Source organism: Arthrobacter sp. ES3-54 (assembly GCF_029504395.1).
In the GTDB taxonomy this organism is placed as follows: Bacteria; Actinomycetota; Actinomycetes; order Actinomycetales; family Micrococcaceae; genus Arthrobacter.
The window spans coordinates 361,743-378,385 of the sequence record NZ_JAQFIF010000002.1; the positions used below are offsets into that span (position 1 = coordinate 361,743).

Genomic DNA, 16,643 nt, shown 5'->3' on the forward strand with positions numbered 1-16,643 from the left:
GCCTGCGTGAGTGAGCTGAGTCTTCGGCCATTGAAGTGTCCCGTTAGCGGAACATTCAGAGGGAGCAGGTTCCACTGGGAACGACCTTCTGGTCCGTTTCGGCGACGAGGAACACATCGATCGAATCCTCGTGCTCGTGGACGAATCCGTTGCGTTCGTAGAGGCGTCTCGCCGGGCTGCCCTGAAGAACGTTTAGCCGGAAAGGCCGGTGATCGTGCTGCGCCATCAATACATGGCGCAGCACTGCGCTCCCCAGACCCTGCCCTTGGTACTCGGGAGCTAGGTAGAAGTGTTCAATCCATTGCTCATCCGATTCGGGGCGGACCGCAATGGCACCCACTGCGGAGGCCTCAACTTCGATAACAAACGTATGCGCAGGGTGAAAGCCCGTGAGGAAGCGCTGTTTGACGCGCACCGGATCCCAGCGTCCGAGGCGCTCGAGATCGGGACGCATGACCTGAGCGCGGAGCTCGGCAATCCATGAAGCGTCAGAAGGAAGGCTTTGGCGCAAAGACCAGACTGGAGGCATGTAGTCATTGAAGCTGAAACTACTCGACACGACGAAATCGAGCAGAATCCCCGCCCCGTAGATGTGGGCCACACAGTGGACAACCAAACTCATACTGCGTGAGGCAGCGTCCCTCCCGACCATTCTGAAAGAACGCGTTTACGGGACGTGTCCGGGCTCTGACACCGGCTCTCGCGTTCGACCCTTCGATGCCCTTGCTGTTAGCGGTGAGGGCATCACCGCGTTCGCCGGCAGTCAGGACCGCCAACCGGAGAACCACCCGGCTTCACATCTTGCTCAGCACGAGAAGAGCGTTGGCCGGCAAGCGCACCTCGATCCGTCCGTCCTGGCTAGGCAGCGCGGCACCGAAGTTCCCAAGGTCCGATCCACCATAGAACCTCGAGTCGCTGTTGAAGACCTCGCGCCACTGCCCGGGGCTCAGCCGGTCCGCCGAACTCGGGATGATGTAGCCCGTATCAAACGGCCGGGTATTCAGGGATACGACAACCAGCTCATGCGCGGCCCCATCAGTCCGCGTGAAGGCGATGACCCTGTTGTCATCGGCGGCATGAATGATGTCGATGTTTCGTGATCGGAGGCCCGGGCTGGTCCGGCGGAGCTTGATCAGGTCCTGGTAGTAGCGGAAGAGGTTCGCGCCCAGACTGTGGCGTTCACCCAGGATGTCTTCCCGGTTCGGCAGGATTTCGTTGTGGATAAACGCTTCCCAGGCGCCGATCTCCTCGCCCATGAGAAACATGGGCGTGCCGGCCGACAGGACGCTGATACCGGCGACTACCCGTGCCCGCGCCTCCGCAGCGTCCCTTGTCGGCCCGGCCAGGTAGGCACCATTGACGGCCACCAGGATTGTGCGCCTGGTGCCGTCGGAGTTTCCGGCCTCATCGTGGGACTCGTGGTAGGCGATCTTTGCATCCCCTGTCTTGGCAAGTGATCCGGAGAGTTGGCTCAGCGGGATCGGGTCGTCCGTCCCGAATCCGGCGCGGTGAAGCACCCTGGCCTTGTCCTGTTGGTTGTCCGCATCGCCGATCAGGTCGTGGTAAAACGTGGCGAACCAGGCCGCGTTGAATCCCATCCCCTCCATGTCCGTTGGCTGTGTCACCTTGGGCCACTCCGAATGGTCTTCGGCGATGCGGATGGCGGCAGGCCGGATGAGATTCAACGTCCGGCTCCACTCCCGCAGCAGCTTTTGGCCGAAGATCCTTGCCGAGTTCACCTGCGACCATGGTCCGTCGATTTCGTGGTAGTGGTTGAAGTGGATGGCCTGGGTGAGGTCCACGCGGAAGCCGTCAACGTGGAATTCCTCGGCAAACTCGGCGGCGCTGCTCGTGAACAGCTTCCGCACGTTCTCTTCCCACAGGCGAGGGGTGCGATCCGATGACCCGTTCTGCAGGTACCCGTTGTTTGGGTTCGCGTAGTCGGTGGAGCGCCCCTCATACCAGTAGTAGATGTTTTCCTCAGGCAGCTCCGAGTCGTACTGCGATTCCGCCCGTTCGGCTTTGTCGTCAAAGTGGTTGTAGACGACGTCCTGAATGACTGCGATCCCGTTGCGGTGGCACTCCCGCACGAAGTGCTTGTACTTGTCGCGCCCGCCGGCGCTGGACTCGATGACGAAATGGTGTGTGTCCCCGTAGCCCCAGCCGACGTTTCCATGGAATTCGGACACCGGCAGCAGCTCGACGGCGTTGACGCCGAGGGACACCAGATGAGGGATGAAGTCCATGGCGTCCTGCAGGTTGCCCGGGCCGGTTTTGCCGAATCCCAGTGATCCGATGTGGAGTTCGTAGATCACCAGTTCTGTGAGCCGTGTCGGCACCGGCAAGCCGGCGGTGAACTCCTTGGACCAGAACTCGTCGTCGGTGATCTGCTTCGGCGGGTTGGTGGTCGGTTCGAACTCTTCGCGGACCCCGTCCTGGTCGATGACGACGCTGCAGCTGACACCGCCGTCCAGGGTATCCGGGCTCCCGTCCCACGCGTTGTACTTCGGGTTTACGTCACCGCGACCGATCTGCCAGCGGGAGTGGATGTCGGTGCGCATCCTCCTCACGCCTTGGGCGTTTTGGATGCGGTACATGTAGGGCAAGCCCACGTGGGATTGGAAGTCTGTCAGCGGGTCGCTGGCCCAGATGTCGCCACCACCGACTTTCTTGAGCGGCACAACGGGACGGTTCGCGTCGATGCCGGTGCCGTCGTCGTAGATGTAGCCGTTGTCCTGCGATCCGAAGACAACCTCAACGTTCTGCGCGTTCGGCGCCCAGACTGCGAACTTGAGCAGCTCCGCGCCGCCCTGGTAGAACTTCTGGGCTCCCAGGAACCGGCTGAGCGTCAGATAGTAGCGGGCTGCCACCTGCCCTCCGGCCGGCGGCAGGATGGTGTGGCATTCCGGTCTGATCACGGCCAAGTCCGGGTCCTCAGTAACAATCCCCCATTGGTTCGCGCCCGGTGGCCCGTCCAGGCGGACGCCCCACCTGACCTCCTGGCTGGCCATGGTGTCGTCGAAATTCAGGGTCAATTCGAAAGCCGGGCAACCGTCATCTCCGACGATTTCCTGCATGGGAATATCGCCCCAGCTGTTCCAGGTGCCCGACAGTTTGGCATTACGGAAAAGGCCACGCTTGATGCCTGTAATGTAAGTGAACCGGACAGTGATCATGGGGTCCCCCATCGTCTTTGATTCTCCGGCGCCCCGGCCCAACAGGCACTAGGTTGCTCCGTCACCGTCCGGACTGTCAATGCATACTGGTTGATCCGGTGAGGGCGCTGCCTCGTTCCGCACACATCACGGGCATGACCCGTGAACCTGATCCCCGCGCCGACGGCCTCCCGACGATCGACTACTGCTCGATGCTCCCCCGCCGCCGCTACTCGCACAAGGCGCGTGGACTGGTCCTGCTGAGCCGCGCACCGGCCTGACTGTCGTCCCGTTCGAGGAGTTCAAGGGCGGCGGATGGTATGTCGTCGTGGTCGACGGCCACGGCCCATACCCGATCGGCGGCTACCACCTCGACGCCTGCAAGGATGAGATCGAAACCGCGGTCGAGCTGACCCTCGGCGTCCCGGCTCCCGTCCGCTGGGTGGGCACCTGCGAGGAAGCCGGCGCAATGGAGGACGGGACGTACATCCTGACCCGCGCCCACGGTGGTCTCCGCAAGGCCACTATCGACGGCGAAGCTGTGTGGACCCGCACTCTCCTCAAGAAGGTGGCGTTGCGGACGCAGGAGCTCGCCGACCAGCTCCCCGCCGTTGTCCGTGGCTCCGCACCCGTGAAGGAGAACGCCGATGTTTGAGAAGTTCAACGACGTAGCCCGCCGCGCCGTTGCCGGGTACCTGGACGCCGCCAGAATGTTCCAGAGGGACACCATCGGCACCGGCCACCTGCTCCTCGCCACCGCGGGCGTAGCGGGCACCGGCAACGCCCCGGTGCTGGACCGGGTATTCACTTCCCCGGGCACCACACCGGAAAACGTGCGGACCCAGTGCCACTACCGGGGACTCTGTCGGCGTCGGACACTTGCCGTTCACCCCGAACTCGCAGAACGTGCCAGTGCGAGACCACAGCAGCAAGGTCCAGGGCGGCTATGACTCTCCAATACCTCGTGCCACCCAACAAGAGGCTGCAGCCGTGTCGCTGAAATTGGGTTGGACTTCGCCGGCCGCCTGAAGAGACGGAGAAGCGCATCAGCTGGGGGCTGGTCGAAGGCCAGTCCAGGGGCGCAGCGGATCCCGGCATCCAGCTAAGCTGGCCCGCCTGCCCGGGCATGGTCCTTCAAAACCTACGCGAAAATTCATGTCACACAGGACTCGTGGCTGCATGAACTCCAGTCAGCAGAAAGAGGGCAAGGAGGGTCACCGATGAGCCCTGGCATCACGCATACGCGGTGTGTACATTGTGCACCCCGCCTTTGGACGGACAAACGTCCGACCACCCTCTCCCCACGCCACTATGAAGCAGCGAATCGTGGCGAAAAATCTTCAAGAAATTTCCTTCAGGTCATGTCGTCACCACAACCCCACGGCATGAATGGGTACACGACCAACCACGCCCACCAGAACAACCCAGAAAGGAGACCCGAATGAACCCCACATCCCAGCACGCGGAGAGCCCACCAGCCAGGGCTCTGACCCCGCCACCCACACAACCGAACAGGCCACGCGGCGCCAGGCCACAGGCCGCGGACCAGCGTCAGAGGGACCCAGCAGGCTCAACGTCCACACGTTAAGGCAAAAACCCCCTCTGACGAGGGGGAATGCTGTGCCCGAGGTGGGACTCAAACTTCATTCCCTCCCCCGCAATCACTGGACTCCCTCGGAACATGCGGAATCCGGCCCGATCCGCCCTACATACGACCCGATCCCAAGCCCAGAGTGTGTACTTTGTACACACCCCGAATAGCCGTGATTAGGTCAGGCTGGCACCCAGAGGGGACTGGCTCTCGGGGCCGTTTCTGACGAATCTCGCAACGCGCCTGAACCCCACGCGTGTCCATTTTATGAGATCGACATCTCAACATGTGAATTTCGCCTTAGACTCCATCCCATGAGCAATAGGGATTCGATCTTGCAGCCTTTTGTCGACTGGACCTGGTGCGTCGGCAACTGGGGACGATTCGTTCTGGTGGATACCCGCTGGTATCTGGACGGGTCCTCGGGAAAGGACGCTTACATCGCTGGCCATATCCCCGATGCCGTCTTCATCGACCTGGACGAGTCGCTTTCCGGGCCAGCTTCGAAGGAAGCCGGGAGGAACCCCCTGCCCGATCCCGGAGTGTTTGCCCAAGGGATGCGGGAAGCCGGAATTAGTGACGCTGACACCGTGATCGCCTATGACGACGCAGGTGGAGTCATCGCGGCCCGACTTGTCTGGATGCTCCGATCGACGGGCCGCAGCGCCGCGATCCTGGACGGAGGCATCGCCAGCTACCCGGGAGAACTCGCTACGGAGGCCCCGCAAAGACGGGAAGGAGACTTCTCGGCCCAATCCTGGCCCAGCACCCTGCTCGCAGATATCTCGGACGCGTCCTCTGAACAATACAAAGTCGTGGACGCGAGGAATCGTGACCGCTTCGAGGGGCACCAAGACCCTATCGACCCCCGCCCGGGCCACATACCCAGCGCCGTCAATGTCCCCTGCCGCGAGAACCTCGACTCCTCAGGAAGGTTGATCCCGGAAGTGCAGCTACGCGAGAATTTCGCGCGCGCCGGCATCGTCTCCGCGGAGAACATCATTGCCTACTGCGGATCGGGAGTGACTGCCTGCCACAATCTGTTGGTTCTGGAGCAACTGGGAGTTGGGAAAGGCAGACTGTTCGTCGGCGGCTGGTCCCAGTATGGACACGCCACCGATAGGCCTGTCGAAACTACCTAGCCGGGCATCGTCCCTCACGTAAGGCTTTCTCCACTACGGTTCTTGTGAAGCCGTTCGGTCAGTGTTGCGACGTTCGTCAGAAACCGCCGCCCACGAAGTGGTTCAGATTTTCCACCGGCACCGACAGAAAGCCAACGGCGCCTGCCTAAAATGACGTGCTACGGTTCCCCAGCCAACCGCAGGAACCGATAGCGGCCGTTACGTCGAGCTAGTGCTCAAAAAAGAACTAGTAGGCGGGATGGTCTGGACGCTGCTGGCGGAGAAGTCGGACAGCTCCGCCACAACCGACTTTTCGGACTTTGTATTGCGCCGGGCCCACCAATGATCCACACTGGCGACAGATCCGCAGGAGATTGCTTCCGCCGATCCAGCCCGCCGAATACTACGGCCCGGCCCCGCCCCATCAGAGAATGCCGGGCACCGCATCTAGAACCACCGCTTTCCGCCTCTCCGGCTGTGCCCGGCTGCGGAAGCCGGTGGCCACTGAGAGTCCCGGCACATCCCGTCGAGAAAGAGAGATCACGATGATCAAGCGCCACTCGGACGTCGTCCTGGAAGTCACTGGCCACGATCCGGCCACCGTCGAGAACGACCTGAATGCCGCCGTAGAGATCGCCCGCGAACACGCCATGAAGGAATGCCGACACGGCATCCTTGTTACCCAGCACGGTTACACGACCTACACCGTCGCGGTAAGTCGCGATGTCCCCTACGGGCAGACACACGAAAGGCGCGAAGATACGGCGGCTCACAGACGGTGACCGGCCCGGGCCGCTAAAGATTGGCAACCGGCTCTCGCCTGACCGTGCCATCGTTCACTACTTATTATCAGAGGACGGGCACGACTAGAACCGGTCGGGCGAAGGTCCTTGCCAGGCGCGCAGAGCCCACCGTCAGCGGCCTTGTCTCACAACTGTGCTTGATGACCAACAATACGGGCAGTACCTGAGACACAGAGCGACGCGACGCCCAACGCTATGAAGCATCTGGAGAAGCATGGGTCTCACGCATCCCTCTTGCAACACACCGCCTTTGCAAGACCCTGCCCAACGCGCCGCAGCCAAGGAAAGGCGAACAGAACATCGATATCGGCGTTTAGGGATCAGCCAGACGAGTTGATCTGGGCGGTGCACGCCCGATACTTCATGATTGCGTTTCCCCCGGTTCCGCCTCTTGAACCCATCGGAGAGACTGCGGAAGTCATCGGATTCGTAGCCTCACTTCGCGCCAGCTACGGTACCCACGCCTTCAACGGCGTCGACGGTGGCCGAACCGCGGTCTAAGTCGCCCCGGCGCGCCGCGCTCACCGGGTCAGCGAATTCCTGGCCCGATTGGACGACCATGAAGCCTCCCGCCGCCAACCTGAACTACTTGCCCCGTGGATCGAGGCAGCGGACGGCTTCCCGGGCAACCCCGAATTTCTCCGCCTCAACCCGCTGTATTCACGCGGCCCCGGCGGCCGGCGACAATCGGAACCCGGATCGGTGAGAAAACCGCTCGCGCGCCAGCTGTGACTGGAAGAACAGCGTCAGCACCAATAAGCGACCCCGGCATCAGCGGCTCGCCTACAGACAGGTCCCGGATCAGTCCCGTCCCCGCGTACTCACGCACGTGTCGGATCCCTGACACCGCCGACAGCTTGTCATCAAAGGCTTTCGAAACGGCCATGACCGTCCGTCAGGAGCCTTTAGCCGGAGCCTGTACCGTGAGTGCGCGTCAACAAAAAGTTCAAATAGTCCAGCCATCAGGCCTCCCCAAGTCAAGGGCGACGGTAGTTCTCCCGAAGCACGAGTTCTCGGACCGTTTGGTCGTCGTCGCGACAGGCGCCGCCCGAATGATTTGAATGACAAATATAGTGAACAAACGTCACATGATTTGTCATTCAGTTTGAATTATCTGTCATTTCGAGGTCTCCGGCAAACATGCGGGTCCCTTCCTGCCATATCGGCACCGTGGTACAGTCCGTTTACGGCCTGCCGCCTCCGGAATCCCAGGATGCTGGATTCCGGAAGAGGCGGGGCGGTTCCGGGCTCAGCCGGAACGTGGAACAAAGGAATAGCCATGTGTATGGACCCGTCGTCCTGGCCAGGATTCCCCGAAAGCCAACTTCCCGCAGACCCGGCACCCGGCGGCCCTTCCCGCAACGACACTGCGGGGGTACGCCGGCAGGCCTCAGCCATTATCGACACAGTGCTCTCAGACCCCGCTCCGGAGCAAGGCCGTATCCGGGATCAGCTTCGCGAGCACCTTGCCGCCCACCCCGGGCACCCGGAAACAGCTCTAAAGGAACACCTGATATCCCTCAGGTCCCTGACCAGGCTCCCCACCGGCACCTCGAAAGTGGCACCCCCGGCCGCCGGGGCCGCCATTCAGCCGCAGGCCGGAACCCCGGCTCCGACAGCGGCGGAGCGCGCCTCGCGGATCCAGGCGGTCCTGAAAGGCAGGATGCTGCTCACCGCTTTTCAGCCGATCTACGATCTCTCCACCGGCTCCGCCGTCGGCGTCGAAGCGTTCACACGATTCGTCACCGACGGGGGCGACAGCGCGGGCTACTGGTTCGCTGAAGCCGCCGAAGCACGGCTCGGGAGCGAACTCGAATTCGCGGCGCTGGAGTCCGCCCTCGCCGCCGCGCAGCAGCTCCCGCCACACCTGTACGTGGCGCTGAAACTGTCCCCTGCCACCTGCTTGGACCCCCTGCTGCCGGGCTTGCTTGAGGAAGCCCGGCTGGCCCCTGGCCGCATGGTCCTCGAACTCACCGAGGCTCTGGCCGCCGAGCAGGCCGCCGCCCTGGTCGCCGCGCTGGCACCCCTGCGACAGCGCGGCGTCCGGCTCGCGATCGACCACGCCGGCTCGTACTTCGACTCGCTCCGCCACATCAGGCAGCTCCAACCCGACATCATCAAACTGGACCGCACCATCATCGCCGGAATCCATACCGACACCCTCCGCCATGCCTTCAGCGAGGCCATGGTCGGCCTCGCCGAGCAGCTCGGAGCAGCGCTCATCGCCGCCGGGATCGAGACCCATGACGAACTGGCAACTGTCGCCGTTCTCGGCGTGCCGGCCGTGCAAGGCTACTTCCTCGGCCGGCCTACCACCCGCCCCCAGGACTGGGCCCACTGGAACCTCCCGACTCCTTCCAAGTCGGGATCGGACATTTCTCCGCCAATAGCTTCGATTTGGTTTTGACCACGGCGGGGCATTTTCATTTAGCAGGCCCGACCAAGCTGGCAGAAATCCCGGCAACCGTAGGCAATACCTGATTCCACGTCGATCTTCGTGAGTCGCGTTGGATGGGGACTGCTGAACCTCGAGATTTTGCCCGACCCGGATCTCAGCCTTGCGAGTCTCCGGGGACCTCGGCGGGGCGGGCTTGCCGGGGTCCTCAATCGAAATAGCGGCGGACGGCTTCCAGGGCTTCTGCCCACCGTTCGTTGTTCACGTCGAGTGTTCTCGGGTCCTCATCGTCTCCGTCAGGCTCGGCGGTGAAGCCGCTCTCCCTGACTTTTGGCAGCACACTGCCGGCGCCCTGTTTAGTGATCCAGAACTTGATCAGCGTGCGTTCGAGCACATCGCCGGATCACTCATCGTAAGCCGGTCCCCCACCGCGAGAACTCCCGGGCTGTTCCCCCGTCGCGGAAAATCCCATACGGATGCTGGAATCGTCGATTCGCGCATCCCCTGCCCGCAAAACTGTCCCGTTTGGGTAGGGCGGATTCGAAGGATCGACGCAACGCTGGGGTTAATCCGGCGGGTCAGCCGGGTGTGTTCGAGTCTACCCAGGGGTGGTCGGCGCGGCGTTTTTCTCGGCCTGAAACTTCGCTTCCGGAGTAAGGTAGCCGAGTCCCTTGCGGGGCCTTTTGTTCAGTTCTTCGCAGACGCGATCGACGTGTTCGCGGGAGTGCCGGGACAGGTCCGTGCTCTTCGGAAAGTACTGCCGGGCCAGTCCGTTGAAGTTCTCGTTGGCTCCGCGCTGCCAGGGACTGGAACGCTCCGCGAAGAAGATCCGCAGCCCCGTCGCAGCGGCCAGTTCCTGGTGCCGGGCGCGCCTGGCCGCGCCCGGCCGCCACAGGCGGAGATTGGTATGCGAAACGTCCCAATAGCTCCGAAATAGGTATTTCCCCTAACTAATCCGCCCTCCTAAGCTGGTCGGAGTACGGCATATCGCCTGCTTCGAGCTGCCCGGGAGCTTCTAATGGAGACGCGCCACCTCAAGTACTTCATTGCAGTAGCCGAGGAACGTCACTTCGGCCGCGCAGCCCAGCGGCTGCACATGGCCCAGCCGCCATTGTCCCAACAGATCCGGCAGCTGGAGGAACAGCTCGGCACACCCTTGCTGCTGCGTACTACGCGCAAGGTGGATCTCACCCCAGCCGGACAGGTCCTGTTGGATCGAGGACGGCTGCTGATGCAGGAACTGGAAGCTCTGGAGGAGGACGTCCGGCAGGTCGGCGCAGGTGCCACTGGCGTCCTCCGTGTCGGCTTCACCGGAACAGCCACCTACCGGCTGATGCCCAGCATCGTGCAGGCCGCCCGACGCACTTTTCCCGGGCTCCGCATCACCGTGCAGGGCGAAATGCTGACGCCGCAGATGGAGTCCGCACTCGAGGACGGAAGGCTCGACGTCGCCGTCCTCCGACCCCCAGTCCGCTCCGGAACTGTGGCCCTCAAACTGCTCGAACAGGATCAGCTGGTCGCGGCACTCCCGGCGGATTCGCCGCTGGCGGAAAAGGGCACCGTGGAACTGGCGGAGCTCGCCGGCCAGGACTTCGTCGGTTATCCGAGCTACTCCGCGGTCAGCAGCATCGTCGTGGACGCCTGCCGCAAAGCCGGGTTCCAGCCGCGACTCGTCCAGGAGGCCAGGGAAACCTCCACCCTGCTCTCGCTCGTCGCGGCGGGGATGGGGATCGCCCTAGTGCCGATGACTTCCCGAATGTTTTCCTTTCAGGGTGTCGTCTTCCGTCCGTTGCATAACCCGCCGCCGGTCGACCTCGCCGTTGCCTGGATCCGCGACGCTGAGACACCCCTGCTGCGCAGCTTCCTGCAGCTCTTCGATTTACCTCCCACGTCGGGCCCTGGCCAGCAACAGCCCCCGCTACGCCCCGCGGAGTCGCCGGCCCAGTCCCTGCCACAGTCACAACCCGCATCCGCAACAAAGGAACCACCCCGTGAAAATTGACCGCATTGAGGCCATTCCCTACGCCATTCCTTACGCGCGGCCGCTGAAGTTCGCCAGCGGCGAGGTGACTTCCGCGGAACACGTGCTGGTCCGGATCTACACGGACACCGGCATCTGCGGTATCGCGGACACCCCGCCGCGGCCCTACACCTACGGCGAAACCCAGGATTCGATCGTCTCGGTGGTGACCAAGGTCTTTGCCCCGCAACTCATCGGGCTGGACCCGCTGGACCGCTCCAAGGTCCAGCAGCTGCTCCGGCGCACGGTCAACAACCCCACGGCCAAGGGGGCCCTGGACATCGCGCTCTGGGATGTCATCGGGATCTCGCTGGGCACCCCGGTGCACAAACTGCTGGGCGGCTTCACCGACAGCATGCGGGTCTCGCACATGTTGGGCTTCAAGCCCGCCGCCGAGCTTCTGGAAGAAGCGCTGCGGTTCCGTGAAACGTTCGGCATCAACACCTTCAAGCTCAAGACCGGGCGGCGGCCCCTCTCCCTCGACGTCGAGGCCTGCCATGTTTTGCGGGAGGGCCTTGGCGAGGACGCCGAGATCTACCTCGACGCCAACCGTGGCTGGACGGCGAACGAGGCCATGGAGGTCCTGCGCAGGACCGAAGGCCTGGGCCTGTCCATGCTGGAGGAGCCGTGCGATGCCGGCGAGGCGATGGGACGGCGCCGGCTGGTGCAGAGTTCCAGCATCCCGATCGTGGGCGACGAAAGTGTCCCCACCCTAGGCGATGTCTCACGCGAATTGCTTTCCGGCGGCAGCACCGCGATCTGCATTAAGACTGCGCGCAGCGGTTTCACCGAAGCCCAGCAGATCCTCGGCCTCTGCGTGGGCCTCGGCGTGGACGTCACTATGGGCAACCAGATCGACACCCAGATCGGCAGCCTCGCCACGGTCACCTTTGGTGCGGCGTTCGAGGCCAGCTCCCGGCGGGCCGGGGAGCTCTCCAACTACCTGGACATGACGGACGACCTGCTCGCGGAGCCGCTAAAAATCATGAACGGCGCCATTCGGGTCCGCGAGGTCCCCGGCGTCGGCGCGGCCATCGACGCCGACAAGCTGCAGAAATACCGGCAGGACTAGCCCGGCCCGGCCCGCATCCTGACCTCAGAACGCCCGCACACCGCTCCCCACCCCGCAAGGAGAACCACATGCTGTACCTGGTCCGCATGGACGTCAATATTCCGCTGGACATGCCCAAAGAACGCGCCGACGCCATCAAGGCGGAAGAGCGGGAGTATTCCCAGCATCTGCAGCGCGACGGACGCTGGGCGCATTTGTGGCGGGTCGTGGGCGAATACTCCAACTACTCGGTGTTCGACGTCGCGGACAACGACGAGTTGCACACCCTGCTCTCCGGACTGCCGCTCTTCCCCTACATGGACATCAAGGTGACGCCGCTGGCCAAGCACCCGTCCACTGTCGAATAGCCCGGCCCCTCACTCGAGCATTCATATCCAAAAGCTTTCAATGGGCCGGAAATAGGTATTTCCCCTCGATCAATTACGGGCCTACCGTTGAATCAACACCGGATGTGATGTGCGGCACGGCACTGAGCGAAATTTGCCACTCCGGAACCGCCGACCGTTTTTACCATCGTTCTTTTTTGACAAGGGAGTCACCATGACAATGGAAACCGAAGCCACAGCAGCCTCCTCGGGCGCAGGGGCAACCGCCCGCTTCCGGGAGAACAAGCACCTCGCCGCCGGCACCAGCCAGGAGCGGGTCAGCACGCTTGCCGGCCGCGTCATCAAGGCGATCAACGACACCGTCCTGGACGAGAAGGTCACCTACGACGAGTACAACGCCTTCAAGGCCTGGCTAATCCAGGTCGGCGAGGACGGCGAGTGGCCGCTGTTCCTGGACGTATGGGTGGAGCATTCCGTCGAGGAGGTCGCCAACTCCAGCCGCCACGGTTCCAAGGGCAGCATCGAGGGACCGTACTACATCCCGAACGCCCCCACGCTCAACACCCCGGCCACCCTGCCGATGCGCGACGACGAACCCGGCACACCGCTGCTGTTCCAGGGCCAGGTCACGAACGTCGCCGGCCAGCCGCTCGCCGGGGCACTGATCGAACTGTGGCACGCCGATGACCTCGGTTTCTACTCTCAGTTCGCTCCCGGACTGCCCGATTGGAACCTCCGCGGCTCCATCATTGCCGACGCTCAGGGCAACTTCCAGATCAACACCATGCAGCCCGCGCCGTACCAGATCCCCACCGACGGTGCCTGCGGTGCCCTCATCGCCGCGGCCGGCTGGCACGCCTGGCGGCCGGCCCACCTGCACCTGAAGGTTTCAGCCCCGGAGCACGAGCTCATCACCACCCAGCTCTACTTCGAAGGCGACGAGCACGTGGCCGACGACATCGCCTCGGCCGTGAAGCCCGAACTCGTCCTGGCCCCCACCGAGCGCGCCGACGGCAAGGGCCGCGAAGTCACCTATAACTTCGTGCTCGACCCCCGGGGCTAAGCCCCCTTTTCAGCGCCGGGGCCGGAACCACCCGGCCCGGGCCCAACCCCAATATCATCCCCACCACCCGCCGTAATGCCGCGTGCCCAAAATGAAGTGGCCGCAGCCGCCCGGCCCCCGGATCAGTCGGGTCAGAACATCACACGAAAGTGAGTTACCGGTGACTAAACTCGCCTATAACGTCCAGGACGTTATCGACAGCACGCCCATGGGAATCAAACGATGGTCCATCGTCGTCCTCTGTTTCGTGATCGCACTGCTGGACGGATTCGACACCCAGTCGATTGCCTTCATCGGACCGGCAATCGCCGAAGACTTCGGCCTGCAGGCCACTGACATGACCTGGGTGATCACCGCCAGCACCGTTGGCATGTGCGTGGGCGCGATGTCCCTTGGCACCTTCGGGGACAGGATCGGTCGGAAGAAGACCATCCTGCTCGCCCTGACCCTTTTTGGTGTGTTCTCCCTTGCCGGTGCTTTTGCTCAATCCCTGGAGCAGATTGTCATTCTGCGCTTCCTCATTGGCCTCGGCATGGGCGGGGCCACCCCGGCGCTGCTGGCCCTGACTGCCGAGTACAGTCCCAAATCGCGCCGCGGCACGTTCATGACATTGGTGTTGCTTGGCCTGCCCGGTGGCGCGCTACTCGGTGGGCTTGTGGCGGCGGCATGGCTGCCAGTGATGGGCTGGCGTGGCATCTTCCTGGCCGGCGGCGTGCTGCCACTTGCCATGGTGTTGGTCTGCAGCAAGATTCTCTCCGAATCGCCGATCTTCCTGGCGGCCAAGGGCACCTCCGCAGCCGACGCACAGGCGCGTCAGATCATGGCCTCAATTTCCGGGAGCCCAGTCAGCCCGGACGCCGTGCTCGCAACAAACGACAAAATGGAGGAGCGCAGCTCCGTCGCCGCACTTTTCTCCGCTAAGTACCGGATGGTCACCATCGCAGTCTTCGCCACCTACCTGCTCAATTGGATCGCGTGGTTCCTGCTGCTGCTCTGGATGCCAACCGCGCTCAAGATGTTGGGGCTGGCCGGTTCGCAGGCCGCGATGGGAACCGTGACCGTCAACGGCGCCTTTATCCTCTTCGCCATCCCTCTGTCCATCATCCTGCCCAAGGTCAACCCCAGAAAATTGCTGCTGGTCATGTTTGCGGCGGGGATCGTCATCGCGCTGGGCCTGGGCCTGGCCGGTTCCAACTTTGCGCTGGTCTTCGTGCTGATCGGGCTGGCGGGCTTCGGCATTGGCGGCCAGCAGTTGGCCCTGAACTACCTGATCGCCAACGCCTACCCCACCCAGCTTCGTGCCACGGCTACCGGCTGGGGCATCGGAATTGGTCGCCTCGGTTCCATCGTTGGCTCTGCCCTCGGCGGGGTCATTCTCACTGGACTCGGCGTCTCCGGCTACTTCATGGCACTCGCGGTACCCCTGGTTCTGGCCGGACTGGCCACCCTGATGGTGCGAAGCTCGACAGCTAAAGCCGAGATTGCTTCGACGGAGCCGGCGCCACTGGAACGTGAAGCCATCAGCTGACGCGGGGGCACCTACGCAGAATATCGAACTGGCCTCAACGGCTGAAAAATCCCAATAAGAGAGGACGCACAGCAATGCGTTTTACCGACAAGGTTGTTGTGGTGACCGGCGCTGCCCAAGGGATTGGTGCCGTCGTCGCCCGTAGGATTGCCGCCGAGGGAGGCACCTTAGTGCTGGCGGACCGGTCCGAGCTGGTCATTGAAGTGTGTGCTGAGCTGACGGCCAGTGATGCACCTGCACGATATTTCCTTTGCGATCTGGAAACTTATGCGGGCGCCGTGAAGCTGATGGCCTACGCCGTGGCAGAGTTCGGACGCATCGACATCCTGATCAACAATGTCGGCGGTACGATCTGGACCAAGCCCTACGAGCACTACGAGGAGGACGAGATCGAGGCCGAAGTGCGGCGCTCCCTCTTCCCCACGCTGTGGTGCTGCCGCGCAGTGCTGCCGCATATGGTCGAACGGACGGCCGGGGTCATCGTGAACGTCTCCTCGATAGCCACCCGAAGCATCAATCGCGTTCCATACGCGTCGTCCAAGGGTGGGGTCAACGCTCTGACCGCGTCGCTGGCGTTCGAAGCCGCTCCGAAGGGTATCCGGGTAGTGGCCACCGCGCCCGGCGGCACGGAAGCTCCGCCGCGGAAGGTCCCGCGCAACCCGAACGCGCAGTCCGCCCAGGAAGAGACGTGGTACCAGCAGATCGTGGACCAGACCACCGAAAGCACCCTCTTCAAGCGGTACGGCACGCTGGAAGAGCAGGCAGCTCCGATCTTGTTCATGGCCTCTGACGACGCCAGCTACATCACTGGCGCGGTGCTGCCGGTGGGCGGCGGGGACCTTGGGTAATTCAGCTCGGCCTGAACAACAGCAGAAAGGAGAAGTCGATGACTCAGGAAGTCATGGGATGCATTGAAGAACGAGAATTGCGCCACGCCTTTGGCATGTTCGCCGCCGGTGTCACGGTGGTCACCACCCGGACGGACGACGGCGTTCCGCACGGCGCCACCGTCAGCGCCTTCACCGCGGTATCCCTCGACCCGCCGCTTGCCCAGGTCACACTGACCCGGGCCTCGCGCGGCGCCCGGTATCTGGAAGCTGCGCCGTTCGCTATCAACATCCTGTCGGTAGAACAAAAGGATGTCGCCCTGCACTTCGCTGGCAAAGTCCTTGACGCGGAACCGGAATGGACGCTGGACGGCAACGTCCCGGTGCTGACGGGGAACGCCGCGACGCTTGAGTGCCGGCCGTGGAATATCTACGACGGCGGCGATCACATCATCGTTGTCGGCGAGGTCATCGCACTGGACATCACGAAGCGGGAACCCCTCGTGTTGTTCGGCGGTGAGTTCCACAATCCAGGAGGACGGATCGAGGGTGCCCGGCGGGATAACTCCGGCGATGCTCCCGAATCGGACTGGTTCGCCGGCTCCAGCTCCTTCAGGCCGCTTCACGACCGGACACCTCTCTAATCTGGCCGGCCCTGCAGGGCGCAGCGATCTACATGTCGGGCTATGCGACTCAGTCTCCCGAGTACGCGTTCAGGACCTGACCCAGGGTGGGTCGCCGC

16 protein-coding genes and 1 pseudogene are annotated in these 16,643 nt (G+C 63.1%); 13 read left to right on the top strand and 4 right to left on the bottom strand.

The features are described from left to right. Nucleotides 1-55: 55 nt before the first annotated feature. Nucleotides 56-529, bottom strand: coding sequence for a GNAT family N-acetyltransferase (locus M2428_RS04775; protein WP_277524534.1), 474 nt, complete (start codon nt 527-529; stop codon nt 56-58). 265 nt (nt 530-794) lie between these two features. Then, nucleotides 795-3,176, bottom strand: a complete 2,382-nt coding sequence (locus tag M2428_RS04780; protein WP_277524209.1) for an alpha-amylase family glycosyl hydrolase — start codon at nt 3,174-3,176, stop codon at nt 795-797. Between the two features lie 134 nt (nt 3,177-3,310). Between M2428_RS04780 and M2428_RS04785 the strand changes: the two genes are divergently transcribed. The 6 genes from M2428_RS04785 to M2428_RS04810 all read left to right on the top strand — a co-directional run bounded on the left by M2428_RS04785 (nt 3,311) and on the right by M2428_RS04810 (nt 9,077). Beyond that, on the top strand, nt 3,311-3,436 hold the full coding sequence (locus M2428_RS04785) for a hypothetical protein (protein WP_277524211.1): 126 nt from the start codon (nt 3,311-3,313) through the stop codon (nt 3,434-3,436). 47 nt (nt 3,437-3,483) lie between these two features. Beyond that, complete coding sequence (locus M2428_RS04790; RefSeq protein WP_277524213.1) at nt 3,484-3,810, top strand: hypothetical protein; 327 nt, start codon at nt 3,484-3,486, stop codon at nt 3,808-3,810. Next, nucleotides 3,803-4,105, top strand: a complete 303-nt coding sequence (locus M2428_RS04795) for a hypothetical protein (RefSeq protein ID WP_277524215.1) — start codon at nt 3,803-3,805, stop codon at nt 4,103-4,105. Before M2428_RS04790 ends, M2428_RS04795 begins: the two co-directional genes overlap by 8 nt. A gap of 955 nt (nt 4,106-5,060) precedes the next feature. Beyond that, nucleotides 5,061-5,888: a sulfurtransferase gene (locus tag M2428_RS04800; protein WP_277524217.1), complete on the top strand. Its 828-nt coding sequence runs from the start codon at nt 5,061-5,063 to the stop codon at nt 5,886-5,888. A 524-nt stretch (nt 5,889-6,412) separates the two neighbouring features. Continuing rightward, a complete protein-coding gene (locus M2428_RS04805; RefSeq protein ID WP_277524218.1) occupies nt 6,413-6,649 on the top strand; it encodes a hypothetical protein in 237 nt (78 codons plus the stop codon). A 1,306-nt stretch (nt 6,650-7,955) separates the two neighbouring features. Continuing rightward, nucleotides 7,956-9,077 (top strand): EAL domain-containing protein, encoded by a 1,122-nt coding sequence (locus M2428_RS04810; RefSeq protein ID WP_277524220.1) that lies wholly within the window; start codon nt 7,956-7,958, stop codon nt 9,075-9,077. A 196-nt stretch (nt 9,078-9,273) separates the two neighbouring features. On the opposite strand, the gene M2428_RS04815 is transcribed toward M2428_RS04810, so the two are convergent. Continuing rightward, nucleotides 9,274-9,459, bottom strand: coding sequence for a hypothetical protein (locus M2428_RS04815; RefSeq protein ID WP_277524222.1), 186 nt, complete (start codon nt 9,457-9,459; stop codon nt 9,274-9,276). A gap of 204 nt (nt 9,460-9,663) precedes the next feature. Further along, a pseudogene (locus tag M2428_RS04820) lies at nt 9,664-9,933 on the bottom strand (IS30 family transposase); the annotation flags it as partial. 150 nt (nt 9,934-10,083) lie between these two features. Between M2428_RS04820 and M2428_RS04825 the strand changes: the two are divergent. The 7 genes from M2428_RS04825 (at nt 10,084) to M2428_RS04855 (ending at nt 16,545) form a co-directional block, all read left to right on the top strand. Beyond that, nucleotides 10,084-11,067 carry a LysR substrate-binding domain-containing protein gene (locus M2428_RS04825; protein WP_277524223.1) on the top strand — a complete coding sequence of 328 codons (984 nt, stop codon included), beginning with the start codon at nt 10,084-10,086 and terminating at the stop codon, nt 11,065-11,067. Then, nucleotides 11,057-12,157 (top strand): enolase C-terminal domain-like protein, encoded by a 1,101-nt coding sequence (locus M2428_RS04830; RefSeq protein WP_277524226.1) that lies wholly within the window; start codon nt 11,057-11,059, stop codon nt 12,155-12,157. Before M2428_RS04825 ends, M2428_RS04830 begins: the two co-directional genes overlap by 11 nt. A gap of 68 nt (nt 12,158-12,225) precedes the next feature. Beyond that, a complete protein-coding gene (catC, locus tag M2428_RS04835) occupies nt 12,226-12,504 on the top strand; it encodes a muconolactone Delta-isomerase (protein WP_277524228.1) in 279 nt (92 codons plus the stop codon). A gap of 193 nt (nt 12,505-12,697) precedes the next feature. Continuing rightward, nucleotides 12,698-13,546, top strand: a complete 849-nt coding sequence (gene catA, locus M2428_RS04840) for a catechol 1,2-dioxygenase (protein WP_277524230.1) — start codon at nt 12,698-12,700, stop codon at nt 13,544-13,546. Between the two features lie 160 nt (nt 13,547-13,706). Beyond that, a complete protein-coding gene (locus M2428_RS04845; RefSeq protein ID WP_277524232.1) occupies nt 13,707-15,074 on the top strand; it encodes an MFS transporter in 1,368 nt (455 codons plus the stop codon). 74 nt (nt 15,075-15,148) lie between these two features. Continuing rightward, a complete protein-coding gene (locus M2428_RS04850; RefSeq protein ID WP_277524234.1) occupies nt 15,149-15,922 on the top strand; it encodes a 1,6-dihydroxycyclohexa-2,4-diene-1-carboxylate dehydrogenase in 774 nt (257 codons plus the stop codon). A gap of 38 nt (nt 15,923-15,960) precedes the next feature. Next, entirely contained in the window at nt 15,961-16,545 is a 585-nt protein-coding gene (locus M2428_RS04855) for a flavin reductase family protein (RefSeq protein WP_277524236.1), read from the top strand. The last annotated feature ends 98 nt before the right edge of the window (nt 16,546-16,643 follow it).